This window comes from Sporolactobacillus sp. Y61 (genome assembly GCF_040529185.1).
Taxonomy (GTDB): domain Bacteria; phylum Bacillota; class Bacilli; order Bacillales; family Sporolactobacillaceae; genus Sporolactobacillus.
Genome location: NZ_CP159510.1, coordinates 1,667,349 through 1,682,413 on the forward strand (window position 1 = coordinate 1,667,349; position 15,065 = coordinate 1,682,413).

Sequence of the window (15,065 nt, forward strand, 5' to 3'; positions counted from 1 at the left end):
TTATCAATAGGAAAACAAGTGGACAGGTTGAGGAGGGCTGGTCATGGGTATTGATGTGACGGGGAGTGCATCGGTGACTCATCATCAGAATGTGCAGATTGCAATGCCGGGCACGGTGGATTCACGGGAAATTGCGGAAGACAAAAATTCTGTCAGCAAACCTGATGAAGAAAGGATTTACACATCTTTCACAAAAAAACAACTGGACGATCTGGTAAAGGATGCAAATAAATTACTCAGTTCAAATATAACAGAAATGCGATATGTACTTCATGATAAACTGAATACATACTATATCCGTCTGGAGGACGCGGTAACGCATGAATTGATCCGGGAAATTCCTCCAAAAAAGTTCATGGATATGTATGCAGCAATTGCGGAGAAGCTTGGGTTAATTGTGAATAAACGGGTTTAAGTTTTTTATTGAGAGGTGGTCAGAATGGCTGATTCAACGAGCGGTGTATCCATTAATTCGATTAACAGTATGATCGGTTCGACAAACAGTAACCGGGTCAGCGGGCTTGCCAGTGGGATCGACGTAGACAGTATCATGACGCAGATCATGACGGCAGAGAGCCAGCCGATGATTCAGATGCAGCAGCGACTGCAGCAGACGGAGTGGCTGCGCGATGATTATCGTTCGATGAATACGCTGCTCAGTAACCTTGAGGATACGATCTTTCCGATGAAGCTGCAGAACAGCTATCTGACGAAATCAGCAACATCGAGTAATGATTCGATTGTCTCAGCGACAGCCACTCCAAATGCCGGGAATACAACGTATAAATTATCAAACGTTAAAATGGCAGCGTCAGCAAGTGCTGTAGGTGGAGAGATTACTACTAATCCTGATTTTGATCCGGATAAAAGCCTGGCAAGTCAGAGTGAAATTTTAGGTAGTTTACCAGAGAGCATCACTTTTTCAATTACGACTTATGATGAGAATGGAAAACCGATTGCCCCGGATCCACCATTTTCCTTTGATCCTGGTACAACGTCGTTAAATGACATGCTGAAAACGATTTCTGATTCCAACTCAGGTGTCAATGCGTTTTATGATCCTTTTACTCATAAAATAGCTATGACACGAAAGGAAACTGGAAATTTAAATCCAAATGGATCGGATATTGTATTTAGTGGTAATTTTATCACCAATACCCTCAAAATGACTAGTACTGATGCTAATTTTACTGATGGGTCGGACGCCGAATTCACTATAAACGGACTGGACACGCACCGCCACTCTAACACGTTCACTGTCGGCGGTGTCACCTACACCCTTCAGGGAAATACCGCACCGGGTGAAACGGCAACGGTTCGTGTTGACAACGACACGGAAGCCGTATTTAAAAAGATTACGGATTTTGTCGATCAGTATAATGACACGATCGCGAAGATCAACGACAAGATCTCAGAGAAACGCTACCGCGACTATCCGCCTCTGACGGATCTTCAGAAATCGGAGATGAAAGATTCGGACATCGAGAACTGGACGAACCGGGCGAAATCCGGCATGCTGGCGAGCGACAGTATCCTGACCGGCGCGCTGGCGCAGATGCGTCAGGATATCTATTCATCAGTCAGTGGAACGGGTAATGATGAGATGGATCAGCTCGCTGAGATCGGGATCACGACGAGTACCGATTATCTGGAACACGGCAAGCTTGTTGTCGATGAGGCAAAGCTGCGTGAGGCGATCAGTACCGATCCGCAGGCGGTAATGAACCTGTTTTCGAAACAGGGGACGACGGAAGCTGATCAGGGGATCATGCAGCGCCTCGACGGGACGCTGAAGAAAACGGTCGATCAGATTGAAGAGAAGGCCGGGAAGACAAGCTGGGTTGAAGATCAGTACTCGATGGGGCGCAGCATTAATGACATGAATGAACGGATTGCAGCTTTCAAGCTGCGATTAGTTGATGTCGAAAATCGCTATTATGCCCAGTTTGACGCCATGGAAGCGGCCATCCAGCAGGCGAACAGCCAGGCTGGTTATCTGCAACAGTTCATGGGACAATAAACAGAGGAGGACAAAACCATGCCTGCAAGTGCATATAAAGCCTATCAACAGAATTCGGTACTGACGGCGACACCGGGTGAACTGACCCTGATGCTTTATAACGGCTGTCTCAAATTTATCAGACAGTCGAAAAGGGCTGTTCAAATGAAAGAAACAGAGCAGAAAAATATTAATCTGCAAAAGGCGCAGGCAATCATCCACGAGCTGATGGTGACCCTTGACCAGAAGCAGCCGGTCGCAAAAAGTATGATGCAGCTCTACGACTACATCTACCGCCGGATGATTGAAGCGAACCTGAAAAATGATCTGGAGATTCTGGATGAGGTCGAGGGACTGGTCACCGATTTCCGCGATACCTGGAAGCAGGTCATTGAGATCACACAGAAAAATCAACCGAAACGGAACCGCGCCTGAGATGCTGATGCAGGAGATTTACAATAAGACGGTGCAGATTGAGGACTTGCTTGGAAAACAGGAGCAGGTGCCGCGTGAGACGTTCATTAAACAGCTGCAGCATCTGCTTGATGAGCGCGGCCGGCTGCTCAGCCGGCTCTCCGGTACGTGCAGTGCCGATGAGCGGGCGATCGGCCAGCACATCATGGAGATCAATCAGCACATCAATATGCAGCTGCGGTCCATCCGCCAGGACATCGTCCAGGAGATGCAGCAGTTTAAGCATCGAAAACGTACCGTCAGCCGCTACCGCAATCCGTACACCGGACCGACAAAAGATGGCATGTATCTGGATAAAAGAGAGTGACCGCTGACCGTGGATCAGTGGTTTTTTTATCCCGTATGAACGAGCAGTAAAAACCCCATCTCAGGGTAAACGAACATATCCAGGTGGGGTCCCAGCAGCCTGATGGGTTCAACGAACAATCAGTGGGAGATGATGCAGGCTAAAAACGAGGGCCTCCTGTCGCAACGCCTGCACAAGCACGCCCTGTGTGCCCGAAACTCCCACTGATTGAAGTTTCATTTTAAAAAAATAAAACAGCCCATTCGATGGCATCTGATGTCATCGTATGGGCCTTTCCGTGTTCATGTTGGTTTGTCTATTAGTCAGCAGCAACGGCTTCGCCTTCGTTGTCCGCAGTTTCTTCTGTATTCAGGCTGGCCAGGAACTGCAGATAGTTGTAGGTCGATTCCTTTTCATCATCATTCAGCTTTTCGAACAGTTCAATGATTTCTTCTTTTTGTACAGACATGTCATGTCTCCCCTTTTTGGTAATAGGTTCACCGGCTGACAGCATCATCGTGAAAATAATCACAAAGTGTTCATCAGACAAAACCTCTATTCTACCACTGAGCAACAGGTTATCCTGTGAAACCCGTCACTTTCTGAGGGGGTTATCCCTCATTGCGTTTTTATTATATGTGTTAATCAGGGGAAGGTCAATAGAAAAAAGCGCTTTCATTGGCTTAGATTCTATTGAATTATTGCATGAAATCAGTACTTGTTTTGCATCGATGGCAATTTTGTGAACAAACGAAAAACTTTGTCAGATCCTTGTCGGTGAAAACGGGTGTTGTAAATTAATTTTACAGTTTGAGAAGGAATCAGGACGGGAATGTCGAAAGTATATAATATCGAAGGGAGGCTTTCTCATGGATATCAATATTCGGGGAGAAAATATCGCTGTTACACCGTCTCTGCAGAAATACGCGGAGAAAAGGATTGGCAAGCTGGAGAAATATTTCAGTGAGCCTCTGGCAACGAGTGCCCGCATCAACATGCGGGTGCACAACACAGAACAGGTGGTTGAAGTCACCATCCCGATACAGGGGCTTCTCCTGAGAGCTGAAGTGGGCGAAGAGGATATGTACACATCGATTGATCAGGCGGTTTCCAAACTGGAGCGTCAGATTAAGAAATATAAGACGAAGCTGTACCGCAAGAGCCGTCAGAACGACCGGCAGGTACGCGAAGCAGCCGGTGCAACGCTGACCAGGACGGCGGAACCGGAAACAGGGGAGGACGCGCCTGAAATCGTGCGCAGAAAGAGTTTTGTTCTGAAGCCGATGACGGTGGAAGAAGCGATCCTGCAAATGGACATGCTGGGACACTCATTCTTTGTTTTTAAAAATGCAGAAAGTAACACTATTAATGTCGTCTATCGCCGGAAAGACGGGCGGTATGGGCTGATCGATCAGGAATAGCATCAGGTGAAGAAGCAGGTCGAACGGGGAATCGGAAAGGAGACATCCTTTCCGGTTCTTTTTAGCGTGATAATGAGCGTTTGAATTCAGGCTGTCGTATCAGATAAATTAAGCCTGCAATGTGCCGCTCGGTCGTTTTCTTCATGCCCGGGTTTCAGAAAGAGAGCTGCCTGGCTGTTTTCAAGTATTTCAACTTGGCGTATAATGAAAGTTGTGTGTATTTCAGGGCTGTTTACGACATCAGGGTGACTTTCCCCCTGATCGGCGGAGTGCCCTGCGAAAAGATATACTGAACAGTGAATTTTCACCATTCTTTCATATATTGTCACTGTTCGGGAAGATTGTTACAATAGAAGGCATATGATTAGATCACGCCGGGAGAGTTGCCGGACGTGATTGAAGGTGAGTATTAGGGACAGGACTGATAAAAACCAAAACCATCCCGGCGTGCCGGCCCGGCATGACGCGGAAGTCAAAATTGAGGTGTATGCAGGCATGATAGGAATGCTTAAAAAAGTTCTGGGCGATACAAGCATCCGCAAGCTTGGCAAAATGCAAAAGCTGGCCCATGTCGTTGACGGCATGGCCGACGAAATGAAGGCGCTGAGCGATGAAGAACTTCAGGCAAAAACCCCGGAGTTCAGGCAGCGCCTGGAAAATGGTGAAACACTTGATGATATACTGCCTGAAGCGTTTGCCGTTGTCCGTGAGGCATCGACACGTATCCTCGGACTGACGCCTTTTTACGTGCAGCTGGTCGGCGCGATTGCGCTGCACCAGGGGAATATCGCCGAGATGAAAACCGGTGAAGGGAAAACACTCGTTGCGACGATGCCGCTGTATCTGAACGCACTCGAGGGCAAGGGCGCTCATCTGATCACCGTTAACGATTATCTGGCGAAACGCGATGCGACTCAGCTGAGTCTTCTGTATAATTTTCTCGGCCTGTCGGTCGGCCTGAATGTAGCCGGCATGTCGCCTGCAGAGAAACGTGAGGCGTATAACGCAGACATTACCTACGGGACGAACAGCGAGTTCGGTTTCGATTATCTGCGTGACAACATGGTGCTTTATAAGGACGAAATGGTTCAGCGCCCGCTGAACTATGCGATTGTCGATGAAGTGGACTCGATCCTGATCGATGAAGCGCGGACGCCGCTGATCATTTCCGGAAATGCGGAAAAGTCGACGGATCTTTATATCCGCGCTAATCAGTTTGCACGGCTTCTGACAGAAAAGCAGGATTACACAGTGGATCTCAAGACGAAGACGGTACAGCTGACCGAAGAGGGCATGACCCGGGCAGAAAAATTCTTTCATATTAAAAATCTGTATGATTATTCCAATGTCGCTCTGAACCACCATGTCACCGAAGCCCTGAAGGCGCATGCGATCATGCACCGCGATACGGATTATGTCGTTCAGAACGGTCAGATCATTATCGTTGATCCGTTTACCGGCCGGCTGATGCAGGGAAGACGGTACAGCGAAGGCCTCCATCAGGCCATTGAGGCCAAGGAAGGTCTGGAGATCCAGAGTGAAAGCAAGACGCTGGCCACGATCACGCTGCAGAACTTCTTCCGGATGTATAACAAGCTGGCTGGTATGACCGGTACGGCGAAGACCGAAGAGGAAGAATTCCAGAGCATCTACAATATGGATGTCATTGTGATTCCGACGAACCGGCCGATGATCCGTGAAGACCATCCGGATCTGATTTACAAAACGAAAAAAGGTAAATTCAAAGCCGTCGTGGAAGAGATTGCGACACTGTATCACCGCGGTCAGCCGGTGCTGGTCGGTACGGTTGCCGTTGAAACGTCGGAAATGCTTTCGAAAATGCTGAAACGGCGCGGGATTCCGCACAATGTGCTGAACGCGAAGAACCACGAACGTGAAGCGGAAATCATCGAAAATGCCGGCCAGGTCGGAGCCGTCACAATCGCAACCAACATGGCTGGCCGTGGGACAGATATCAAGCTCGGTGAGGGCGTGGCTGATCTTGGCGGCCTGTTCATCCTCGGTACAGAACGTCACGAATCGCGGCGTATTGATAACCAGCTGCGTGGTCGTTCCGGCCGGCAGGGGGACCCCGGTGAATCGCGGTTCTATCTGTCCCTGGAAGACGATCTGATGCGCCGCTTCGGATCGGACAAGATGAAGGGCATGATGGAACGGCTTGGCATGGATGATGAGACGCCGATCGAAAGTAAAATGGTCAGCCGGTCTGTTGAATCAGCCCAGAAGCGCGTTGAGGGCAACAACTTCGATGCCCGTAAGCAGCTGCTGAAATTCGATGATGTCATGCGCCAGCAGCGGGAGATTATTTATAAGCAGCGCATGGAAGTAATGGAATCGAAGAACGTTCGCCCGGATATCGAGGATATGATCAAAACGGTGATTGAAAATGAAGTGAAGGCTCATACGCCGGAGCATGAAGTGCCGGAAGAGTGGGATCTTCAGTCGGTCATCGATTTCCTGAACGCACGTATTTTTGATGACGGCGTTCTGACGCTTAAGGATCTTGAGGGCAAGGATCCGGAAGAGATGATTGACGACCTGTATGACAGGGCAATTGCCAAATACGACAAGAAGGAAGAACAGTTCACGCCGGAGCGGATGCGCGAATTCGAGCGGGTGATCATGCTGCGGACGGTCGACACGAAGTGGATGGATCACATCGATGCGATGGAACAGCTCCGCGAAGGGATCTACCTCCGGGCTTACGGCCAGGTTGACCCGTACCGCGCCTATCAGGTCGAAGGCTACAAGATGTTCGAAGAAATGATTGCGAGCATCGAAGAGGAAGTAGTAAACTTCCTGATGCGTGCTGAAATTCGTGAGCCGGAAGAGCCGATTAAACGCGAGCGCGTCACTCACGGTCTGCACGTCATTTCAGGCGGTCAGGATGATAAGCCGAAGAAGAAAAAACCGTTTGTCCGTAAGATGCATGTCGGGCGTAACGACCCATGCCCATGCGGCAGCGGTAAAAAATATAAGAACTGCCACGGTAAATAAGTCCAGGCAGTAAGAAAGCAGGATGAACAATGGAATTATCAGAAATGAAACATGAAATCGACGAGATGGCAGGCCGTCTCAAAGAATTTAGGGGTCTCTTTGACTTAGACAGCAAAAAGGAGCGTATCGCCGAGCTTGAGGAACAGATGACCCTGCCCGGTTTCTGGGATGATAATGAAAAAGCCCAGAAAGTGATCGATGAATCCAATGAATTGAAGGGCAAGGTCGACTCCCTCAGCGAGCTGATCACGAAGTTTGAAGATCTTCAGGTGGCCTATGAACTCGTGAAAGAGGAAAATGACGCTGACCTGAAAAACGAACTGGAGACCTCACTTGCCGAAGCCGGTAAGGCATTCGATCATTATGAAACGCAGCTGCTGCTCAGCGGCAAACATGACCGGAACAATGCGATTCTGGAACTGCATCCCGGCGCCGGTGGGACAGAGGCCCAGGACTGGGCGTCCATGCTGCTGCGGATGTACACACGCTGGGCGGAACGCCACGGCTACTCTGTCGAGACGCTCGACTATCTGCCGGGGGATGAAGCCGGTGTGAAGAGCGTCACCCTGCTGATCAAAGGTCCGGATGCCTACGGCTATCTGAAAACGGAAAAAGGCATTCACCGTCTGGTCCGTATTTCTCCGTTTGACGCAGCAGGCAGGCGTCATACGTCCTTTGTTTCCTGCGAGGTGACTCCGGAACTCGATGACAGTATCGACATTGACATCCGTCCGGAAGACGTGAAAATGGAAGTGTTCCGTTCCAGCGGCGCCGGTGGGCAGCATATCAATAAAACGTCATCGGCGGTCCGGCTGATCCATATTCCGACCGGGATTGTGGTCAGCTGCCAGTCTGAACGTTCTCAGTTTCAGAACCGGGATCAGGCGATGAAGATGCTGAAATCGCGTCTCTACCAGATGGAGGAAGAAAAACGCGAAGCAGAAAAAGCCGCTCTGCACGGTGAACAGAAGGAAATTGGCTGGGGCAGTCAGATCCGTTCCTATGTTTTCCATCCGTATTCGATGGTGAAAGATCACCGGACGAATGTGGAAATCGGCGATGTGAACCGGGTGATGGACGGAGACATCGATCCATTCATCGATGCCTGTCTCAGACTGAATCTGTCATGATCAGGACTGAAAAAGGAGCCTCGACGGCTCCTTTTTTTACTTTGAGAAGAAAAACTCCACTGATTGAAATTTCACTTTATTTATCTTATTGCCGGGATGTGTCCCGGCTCCTCATCAAAAACAGGAACAAAGGAGCACAAGTCATGTCTTTCCTGGCGAAAAGGGACAAGCATGCTGCCGCACCACGCGGATGGAAAGCGGCGGTACTGGATTATTTTTATGTGATTGCCGGTGCGACAATTCTCGGTATTTCTTTTAATCTTTTTCAGCTGCCCAATCAAATTGCAGCGGGGGGTGTCAGCGGGATCGGCATTATTCTGCACTGGACACTCGGCTGGGAGCCGGCCTATGTCCTCTGGGGACTGAATATCCCGCTTTTTATCATCGGCATCCTGATGCTCGGGAAGAGCTTCGGTTATTTTGATTATGCGCTTAAGACGCTGATTGGTACGCTGATGCTGCCGCTCTCCGTTTTTCTGACGGCAGACTGGCCGGCTGCGACCCACAATGCGCTGCTCGGCGCACTTTTTGGCGGGATTGGGGTCGGACTGGGGCTGGGCATCGTCTTTCGCGGACGCGGCTCGACCGGTGGCACCGCGCTTGCCGGTCAGGTCTTCCAGAAGTTTACCGGGCTCTCACTTGGTTTCTGCGTGTCGGCCATTGACGGTGCGATTGTCCTTGCTTCTGCCTTTACGCTCTCCCTGGAATCAGCACTTTATGCGCTGATCAGCATTTATCTTCAGGCAAAAATGATCGACGTCGTCCAGCTCGGGTTCAATACAGAGAAAATGGCTCTCGTGATTTCAAACAGGGAAGACAAGATGCGGCGCGCCATTCTCGAGGAGATCGACCGGGGGGTGACGCGGATCAGCAGCCGCGGCGGCTATACGGGGGATGACCGGCCGATGCTGATGACTGTCGTTTCGCAGAGCGAGCTGACTCATCTCAAACAGTTGATCCGCTCCATTGATCCCGAAGCCTTTTTTATCGTCACGAATGCGACGGAAGTATTCGGCAAGGGATTTTACCGGGGAGTCTGATTTTTTTCATTTCTGTCGCATCCTGTCAGATCTTGAAATTGAAATGTAATATTTTTCTTACGTAATCGGTCGGGTTTGAATGGTATAATAAAAATTGATTAAGGTCGCTCGTGGCAAGTTCTGATACATAAGGAAGGCGGCAGAGCAGGCAGAGAAATCCGCAGAATCTGTCGACCTGTGTCATTTTGCATCAGCCGGGATACCCGCTTATTTTACCGGCTGTTCGAATAGTTTTAAAAACAGGCTCTGCCAGGGAAACAGAGAGACTTTGGTTAAATTTTTCAAAGGGAGCATGGGGGAACACAACATATGGAAGACATGATTCAGATGCAGAATGTCTGGAAAGCTTACCCTAATGGTGTCATGGCACTAAATGGTATTGATCTCTCGGTTAAGAAAGGCGAATTTGTCTATATCGTCGGACCCAGTGGGGCCGGCAAGTCAACGTTTATCAAGATGATTTTCAGAGAACTGAAACCAACGAGAGGCAAAATTCTTGTCGCTCATAAAGATATAGCTAAGCTGAAAGAAAGACAGGTTCCTTATCTGAGACGGAAGATCGGCATTGTTTTCCAGGATTTTCGTCTGCTTCCGAAACTGACTGTTTATGAAAATGTCGCTTTCGCGCTTGAAGTGATCGAGGAGCCGCCGCGCGTGATCAAACGCCGCGTGATGGAGGTCCTGGATCTTGTCGGACTGAAGCATAAAATACGTTCCTTCCCCAATCAGCTCTCCGGCGGCGAGCAGCAGCGCGTATCGATTGCCCGTTCTATCTGTAACCGTCCACCGGTCCTGATCGCCGATGAACCGACGGGGAACCTCGATCCGGAAACCTCCTGGCAGATCATGGATGTATTCAAAAGGATCAACGAACAGGGGACAACGATTGTCATGGCGACACACAACCGTGATATCGTGGACCGGATCAAGCACAGAGTCATTGCCCTTGAGGGCGGCATGATCGTCCGGGATGAAGAAGAAGGGGGTTACGGTTATGAAGCTTAGGACACTGCACAGACACGTTAATGAGAGCTTCAAAAGCCTGGGTCGAAACGGATGGATGACCTTTGCCTCCGTCAGTGCCGTAACCGTCTCTCTCATTCTGGTCGGACTGTTTCTGATGGTGCTCTTCAATCTGAATAAAATTGCCGGAGATATTGAGAGTGATGTGGAAGTTCGCGTCTATGTCGATCAGTCGGCGACGCAGGCGGATACAAACCGGCTGGAGAATCAGCTGAAGGGGATCAATAATGTGCAGTCCGTCGCCTATCAGCCTAAAGAAGAAGGGCTGAATAATCTGATGGACAGTCTCGGCAGTGACAAGAAGACGTTTAAGGATCTGACGAAACAGAATCCGCTCCCGAACGCCTTTATCCTGAAAACCGATCAGCCGGAACAGACGATCGGTGTTGCGTCAGAAGTGAAAAGTCTGTCGCATGTGTCCGACGTCCGCTACGGAAAAGGGACTGTTGAGAAACTGTTCAAGTTCATCAACATCGCGCGGAATGTCGGTATCGTGTTGATTATCGGTCTGCTGTTTACATCGATCTTCCTGATCGCCAACACGATCAAACTGACGATTGTTGCCCGACGCCGGGAAATCGAAATTATGAAATATGTCGGTGCGACCAATGCCTTTGTCCGCTGGCCTTATTTCCTTGAAGGGCTGATGATGGGCGTTCTTGGAGCAGTGATTCCGGTCGTTCTGGTTATTATTGTTTATCATTTTGCCTATTATAATCTTGGGGGCAGTTTATCCCAGATGTTTATCAGGCTGATTCCTTATCAAACGATGACGCTTCATCTCAGCCTGCTTCTGGTCGGCATTGGCGCAGCAATCGGCGTCTGGGGCAGTCTGAGTTCAGTACGGAAATTTCTCAAGGTCTGAAAGGCAACACCGGCCACGGACGATGATCATTTCTGGAGCTGTTGACTGCTGCCCGGGGCGTATTTTACAGATACTGAAGGAGGCAGCAGGATGAAAAAATTCAGCGGCAAAATAGTCGCTTTACTGATGGTGCTGTCGCTCGTGATTGGTGGAGCGGCGGGTTCTTTTGTGGTATACAGCCTGACCAAGAGCAATGAACAGACGACGGCGCCGGCCGTGGAGACCGGTTCAGCCGCGGCAGACCAGGAGACCGCAAAAATAAAAGCCATTCACGATTTAATTGAAAAAGACTATTTTCAGAAAGTCGACAGCAGCAAGCTGTATGACGGCGCGATAAAAGGGATGATCAGCGCGCTGGGTGATCCCTTCTCAAGCTACATGAATGCCAAAAATGCCACAGCATTCACCGAATCCCTTTCTTCATCCTTCCAGGGGATCGGAGCCGAAGTCCAGATGGTCGGAAACAGAGTGAGTGTTGTTTCACCGATCAAGGGATCACCGGCTGAGAAAGCCGGCATCAGGCCAAATGATCAGATCGTTTCTATCGATGGGAAGACGACGGAGGGCCTCGACATCAACGAAGCCGTCAGCCGGATCCGCGGAAAAAAAGGAACGGTCGTCAAACTGGGTATCCGGCGTCCGGGCACGGATAATGAACTTAGCTTTTCTATTAAGCGTGATGACATTCCGCTGCGCACGGTTGACAGCCGGATGATCCGGCAGTCAGGCAGTCAGATCGGATATATCGCCATTACACAGTTTAACGAAAAAACCGACCAGGAGTTTGCAGACGCCCTGACATCTCTTGAAAAACAGAAACTGCAGGGCCTGATTGTGGATGTGCGCGGGAACCCGGGCGGCTATCTGCAGGCTGTTGAAAAAATAGCCAACCTGATTGTGCCGAATCAGAAGCCGATTGTTCAGATCGAAGACCGACAGGGTAAGCGTCAGCCGTTTTACTCAACATCGAATAAGAAAAAGAACTATCCGATTGTCGGTCTGATCGATGGCGGCAGTGCATCAGCGTCGGAAATTCTGGCCGGCGCCCTGAAACAGGCCGGAGGTTACCGCCTGGTCGGTGAAAAATCATTCGGTAAAGGGACGGTTCAGCAGGGCATTCAGCTTTCTGATAAAAGTGAACTGAAACTGACCACCAATAAGTGGCTGACGCCAGACGGAGACTGGATCCACAAGAAAGGGGTTCAGCCGACAATTCAAGTGAAGCAGCCGGATTATTTCTATGCCGCACCGCTGGTTCTGAAGAAGGACCAGGTTCTGAAGCCGGATCAGACGAGCTCGCATATTGCTGACGCTCAGAAGATGCTGAAAGCGGCCGGATTTGATCCGAAGCGTGCTGACGGGTACTTCAGCAGAGAGACAACCCGTGCGGTCAGCGCTTTTCAGAAGGACGTCAGTCTGCCTGTGACAGGAAACATTGATCAGAAAACAGCTGAAGCGCTTCAGGCAGCTACGCTGAAAGCCATTGCCAGTCCGAAGAACGATCGCCAGCTCAGTGCGGCGGTTCAGGAAGTTCTGAAAGAAATCAAATAAATGACAAAGCATGAAAACCGGGGAAACCCGGTTTTTTCTTCTTTCTGGCAATCCTGTCGCCACGCGCGGTCAGCCTGAATATATGAATGCTGAATCGATCGCTTTTTCAGTTCAGGACTCAAGTTATTTTCAGGACAGAAATTTAATGGCCAAAGTTCAGGTCTTATCGGCGAAAAGCCAAAATTTACTTGAATCTCACTTGATCAATTGCCTTTTTAAGTCTTTCATCTTGATTCGTACCTATAACCAATTTTTCTCCTGTTGTATTCAACTCCCTTGTTGCCTCCCAAATTATATATTTTTTCACCACGAGAGTTAAATCGAATTCCTATTCCTCCAAATCGAGAGATCGTACTATAATTTACCGGATAATAATAAGCAATACTTTTAAAGGGAATCTTTTTGTAGCGAATGTGAAACGGAAAAAATCGAAAATATACACCGTCTGTCCTGACCTCAATAGTAAACGTGACAAGAAAGAATAATAGCGGGAACAAAATTCCAAGCAATAACAAATAGCCAGATAAATCACGTGGAGTGTCAATATTATTAAATAAGGTGATATTTAAAATAAATGTTATCCATGCGGAGGCAGAAATTAAAATCACCGGCCAAAAAAGAATAGGAGAATTCCAAAACCCCTGGACCTCACGTAAAGTAGCGTCAGTTTTTTTTCCCATGTTATCATTCCTTTGTTGTTTTTTCGCGGTACCTGACCGTAGAAAATAATAAAGCGCTTAAATTTTTTACTGCCCCGGAGATTTTTCGAACTGAATATGATGTTCTCCAACAGAGACCTTCCCTGTTCAAAATAACAAATAGAATCTATTTTATTGGGAATGATTACCCCGTTTCATCGTTTTTTTCAGCAAATTGTTCACAGTGGGAGTGTTTTTGCTGTATTCTTAAACTAATAGATTCTTCATTTTGCTGATGATTGTGGAGGAAATTCGAATGGCGGATATTGTGCGATCGATCTTATCAGGCCTTGCCTCTTTTTTCTTAAATCCGGTTTTTTACCTGCTGGTTGCCGGACTGTTTCTGTTCAGTGCGCAGCGTGTCCGGCGGGAGCGACGCTCATTTCATGTTAAGGCATATGGCATGTTCAATACGATTTTCAGGAGTATTGTGCCCTCTTTACTCATGGGGCTCAGCGGATCAGTACTCCTGCTTGTTTCCGGTACGGCGCTGACGCAGGGGGTAATCGTGCTGTTCTCCTGTGCTTATCTGGTCATCATGCTGACGACGCAGCTTCGTTTTCTTTCACCGGCGATTGCTGGTGGTCTGGCCATGCCTGCTGCATGGTTCATGCCTGATTTTCAGACGCCTTTTTCGCTGATCAACCGCTGGATCAGTGAGATCCGCGAGGTGAACTTCTTTTCTCTCGGCGTCTTCGTCGTCGTCTGTATGCTGATGGAGTGCCTGCTCGTTTATCTCTGGGGTGCGTCTCAGTCCTCTCCGCGGCTGATTAACAGTCGTCGCGGCGGACTCGCAGGGGCTCATGAAGCAAGTGAGTTATGGATTGTCCCGCTCCTGCTCTTACTTCCTTCTCCCTCGGGACCCATAGGGTCGGCGGGCCCCTGGCCGTTTATTCCCGATACAGGTAGTTCGTACGGTCTGATCATGTTTCCACTTGGCGTCGGTATTGCTCAGCTGATCACGCACACACTTCCCGGGCGTGCTGTACGTGAGACGGGTCACTGGCTGTTAATCTGTACAGGATTTACGGCACTTTTTGTGGGGCTGGCCTGGCCGGATCTGCACCTGCCCTTCATGGCGGTGATCGGTGGTCTTCTGGCCCTGGTCGGGCGCCTGGGTCTGGTCTGGTATCATCATTACCTGCGCGAGTCGCGCCCCTTTTATTACACCATGCCGAATCAGGGCATTCGCGTCATCGGCGTCATTCCGCATACTCCTGGCGCACGGATGGGAATTCTCTCCGGTGAACAGATTCTGCAGGTGAATGATGTTACGGTGACAAGTGAATATGATTTTTATCAGGCTCTGCAGAAAAATCCGGCCTATTGTAAACTGGAAGTACTCGACCGGTTTGGGGAACCACGCTTTGTTAAGGGCACAATACATGAGGGTGACAGTCACAGAATTGGACTGCTTTTTCTTGAGCCGGAAATGGGTTAAAAAGACAAAGCGGACCTGCCTCATGCGAAGGTTATGTATGGAACATAATCCGGTAAAATAACCGAGCGGCTCTTTTTCCAGATTTTCATAGTTTGGAAATGGAGCTTTGAGAGGTGCGC

Annotated in this window: 14 protein-coding genes; 12 read left to right on the plus strand and 2 right to left on the minus strand. The window is 49.2% G+C overall.

The window, feature by feature from the left end:
• The first annotated feature begins 43 nt into the window (after positions 1-43).
• From ABNN70_RS07895 to ABNN70_RS07910, 4 genes are read left to right on the plus strand one after another with little or no spacing between them, the layout of a single operon-like run.
• On the plus strand, positions 44-415 hold the full coding sequence (locus tag ABNN70_RS07895; protein WP_353947472.1) for a flagellar protein FlaG: 372 nt from the start codon (positions 44-46) through the stop codon (positions 413-415).
• 24 nt (positions 416-439) lie between these two features.
• Positions 440-2,020, plus strand: coding sequence for a flagellar hook-associated protein 2 (locus ABNN70_RS07900; RefSeq protein WP_353947473.1), 1,581 nt, complete (start codon positions 440-442; stop codon positions 2,018-2,020).
• An 18-nt stretch (positions 2,021-2,038) separates the two neighbouring features.
• On the plus strand, positions 2,039-2,434 hold the full coding sequence (fliS, locus tag ABNN70_RS07905) for a flagellar export chaperone FliS (RefSeq protein WP_353947474.1): 396 nt from the start codon (positions 2,039-2,041) through the stop codon (positions 2,432-2,434).
• Between the two features lie 7 nt (positions 2,435-2,441).
• A complete protein-coding gene (locus tag ABNN70_RS07910; protein ID WP_353947475.1) occupies positions 2,442-2,780 on the plus strand; it encodes a hypothetical protein in 339 nt (112 codons plus the stop codon).
• Positions 2,781-3,078: 298 nt separating this feature from the next.
• Here the strand turns inward: ABNN70_RS07910 and ABNN70_RS07915 are convergent, their stop codons facing one another.
• Positions 3,079-3,228 carry a hypothetical protein gene (locus ABNN70_RS07915; RefSeq protein WP_353947476.1) on the minus strand — a complete coding sequence of 50 codons (150 nt, stop codon included), beginning with the start codon at positions 3,226-3,228 and terminating at the stop codon, positions 3,079-3,081.
• Positions 3,229-3,628: 400 nt separating this feature from the next.
• On the opposite strand from ABNN70_RS07915, the gene raiA reads away from it, so the two are divergent.
• The 7 genes from raiA to ABNN70_RS07950 all read left to right on the plus strand — a co-directional run bounded on the left by raiA (position 3,629) and on the right by ABNN70_RS07950 (position 12,807).
• The gene (gene raiA, locus ABNN70_RS07920; RefSeq protein WP_129928761.1) at positions 3,629-4,180 is read left to right on the plus strand and encodes a ribosome-associated translation inhibitor RaiA; all 552 of its coding nucleotides are present in this window, start codon (positions 3,629-3,631) and stop codon (positions 4,178-4,180) included.
• 495 nt (positions 4,181-4,675) lie between these two features.
• Positions 4,676-7,198, plus strand: coding sequence for a preprotein translocase subunit SecA (gene secA, locus ABNN70_RS07925; protein WP_129928760.1), 2,523 nt, complete (start codon positions 4,676-4,678; stop codon positions 7,196-7,198).
• Positions 7,199-7,227: 29 nt separating this feature from the next.
• Positions 7,228-8,328 carry a peptide chain release factor 2 gene (gene prfB / locus ABNN70_RS07930; protein ID WP_353947477.1) on the plus strand — a complete coding sequence of 367 codons (1,101 nt, stop codon included), beginning with the start codon at positions 7,228-7,230 and terminating at the stop codon, positions 8,326-8,328.
• Positions 8,329-8,471: 143 nt separating this feature from the next.
• Positions 8,472-9,368, plus strand: coding sequence for a YitT family protein (locus ABNN70_RS07935; protein WP_353947478.1), 897 nt, complete (start codon positions 8,472-8,474; stop codon positions 9,366-9,368).
• A 318-nt stretch (positions 9,369-9,686) separates the two neighbouring features.
• Complete coding sequence (ftsE, locus tag ABNN70_RS07940; RefSeq protein ID WP_353949407.1) at positions 9,687-10,373, plus strand: cell division ATP-binding protein FtsE; 687 nt, start codon at positions 9,687-9,689, stop codon at positions 10,371-10,373.
• Complete coding sequence (ftsX, locus tag ABNN70_RS07945) at positions 10,363-11,256, plus strand: permease-like cell division protein FtsX (RefSeq protein ID WP_353947479.1); 894 nt, start codon at positions 10,363-10,365, stop codon at positions 11,254-11,256. The genes ftsE and ftsX overlap by 11 nt, the downstream gene beginning before the upstream one ends.
• Positions 11,257-11,346: 90 nt before the next feature.
• Entirely contained in the window at positions 11,347-12,807 is a 1,461-nt protein-coding gene (locus tag ABNN70_RS07950; RefSeq protein WP_353947480.1) for a S41 family peptidase, read from the plus strand.
• A gap of 224 nt (positions 12,808-13,031) precedes the next feature.
• On the opposite strand, the gene ABNN70_RS07955 is transcribed toward ABNN70_RS07950, so the two are convergent.
• The gene (locus ABNN70_RS07955; RefSeq protein ID WP_353947481.1) at positions 13,032-13,487 is read right to left on the minus strand and encodes a DUF6141 family protein; all 456 of its coding nucleotides are present in this window, start codon (positions 13,485-13,487) and stop codon (positions 13,032-13,034) included.
• A gap of 274 nt (positions 13,488-13,761) precedes the next feature.
• Between ABNN70_RS07955 and ABNN70_RS07960 the strand changes: the two genes are divergently transcribed.
• Complete coding sequence (locus ABNN70_RS07960; protein WP_353947482.1) at positions 13,762-14,946, plus strand: PDZ domain-containing protein; 1,185 nt, start codon at positions 13,762-13,764, stop codon at positions 14,944-14,946.
• Positions 14,947-15,065: the final 119 nt, after the last annotated feature.

Coding starts and splice junctions, on each gene's coding strand:
- ABNN70_RS07895 (WP_353947472.1), top strand. CDS start 44: ATGGGTATTGATGTGACGGGGAGTGCATCGGTGACTCATCATCAGAAT.
- ABNN70_RS07900 (WP_353947473.1), top strand. CDS start 440: ATGGCTGATTCAACGAGCGGTGTATCCATTAATTCGATTAACAGTATG.
- fliS (WP_353947474.1), top strand. CDS start 2,039: ATGCCTGCAAGTGCATATAAAGCCTATCAACAGAATTCGGTACTGACG.
- ABNN70_RS07910 (WP_353947475.1), top strand. CDS start 2,442: ATGCAGGAGATTTACAATAAGACGGTGCAGATTGAGGACTTGCTTGGA.
- ABNN70_RS07915 (WP_353947476.1), bottom strand. CDS start 3,228: ATGTCTGTACAAAAAGAAGAAATCATTGAACTGTTCGAAAAGCTGAAT.
- raiA (WP_129928761.1), top strand. CDS start 3,629: ATGGATATCAATATTCGGGGAGAAAATATCGCTGTTACACCGTCTCTG.
- secA (WP_129928760.1), top strand. CDS start 4,676: ATGATAGGAATGCTTAAAAAAGTTCTGGGCGATACAAGCATCCGCAAG.
- prfB (WP_353947477.1), top strand. CDS start 7,228: ATGGAATTATCAGAAATGAAACATGAAATCGACGAGATGGCAGGCCGT.
- ABNN70_RS07935 (WP_353947478.1), top strand. CDS start 8,472: ATGTCTTTCCTGGCGAAAAGGGACAAGCATGCTGCCGCACCACGCGGA.
- ftsE (WP_353949407.1), top strand. CDS start 9,687: ATGATTCAGATGCAGAATGTCTGGAAAGCTTACCCTAATGGTGTCATG.
- ftsX (WP_353947479.1), top strand. CDS start 10,363: ATGAAGCTTAGGACACTGCACAGACACGTTAATGAGAGCTTCAAAAGC.
- ABNN70_RS07950 (WP_353947480.1), top strand. CDS start 11,347: ATGAAAAAATTCAGCGGCAAAATAGTCGCTTTACTGATGGTGCTGTCG.
- ABNN70_RS07955 (WP_353947481.1), bottom strand. CDS start 13,487: ATGGGAAAAAAAACTGACGCTACTTTACGTGAGGTCCAGGGGTTTTGG.
- ABNN70_RS07960 (WP_353947482.1), top strand. CDS start 13,762: ATGGCGGATATTGTGCGATCGATCTTATCAGGCCTTGCCTCTTTTTTC.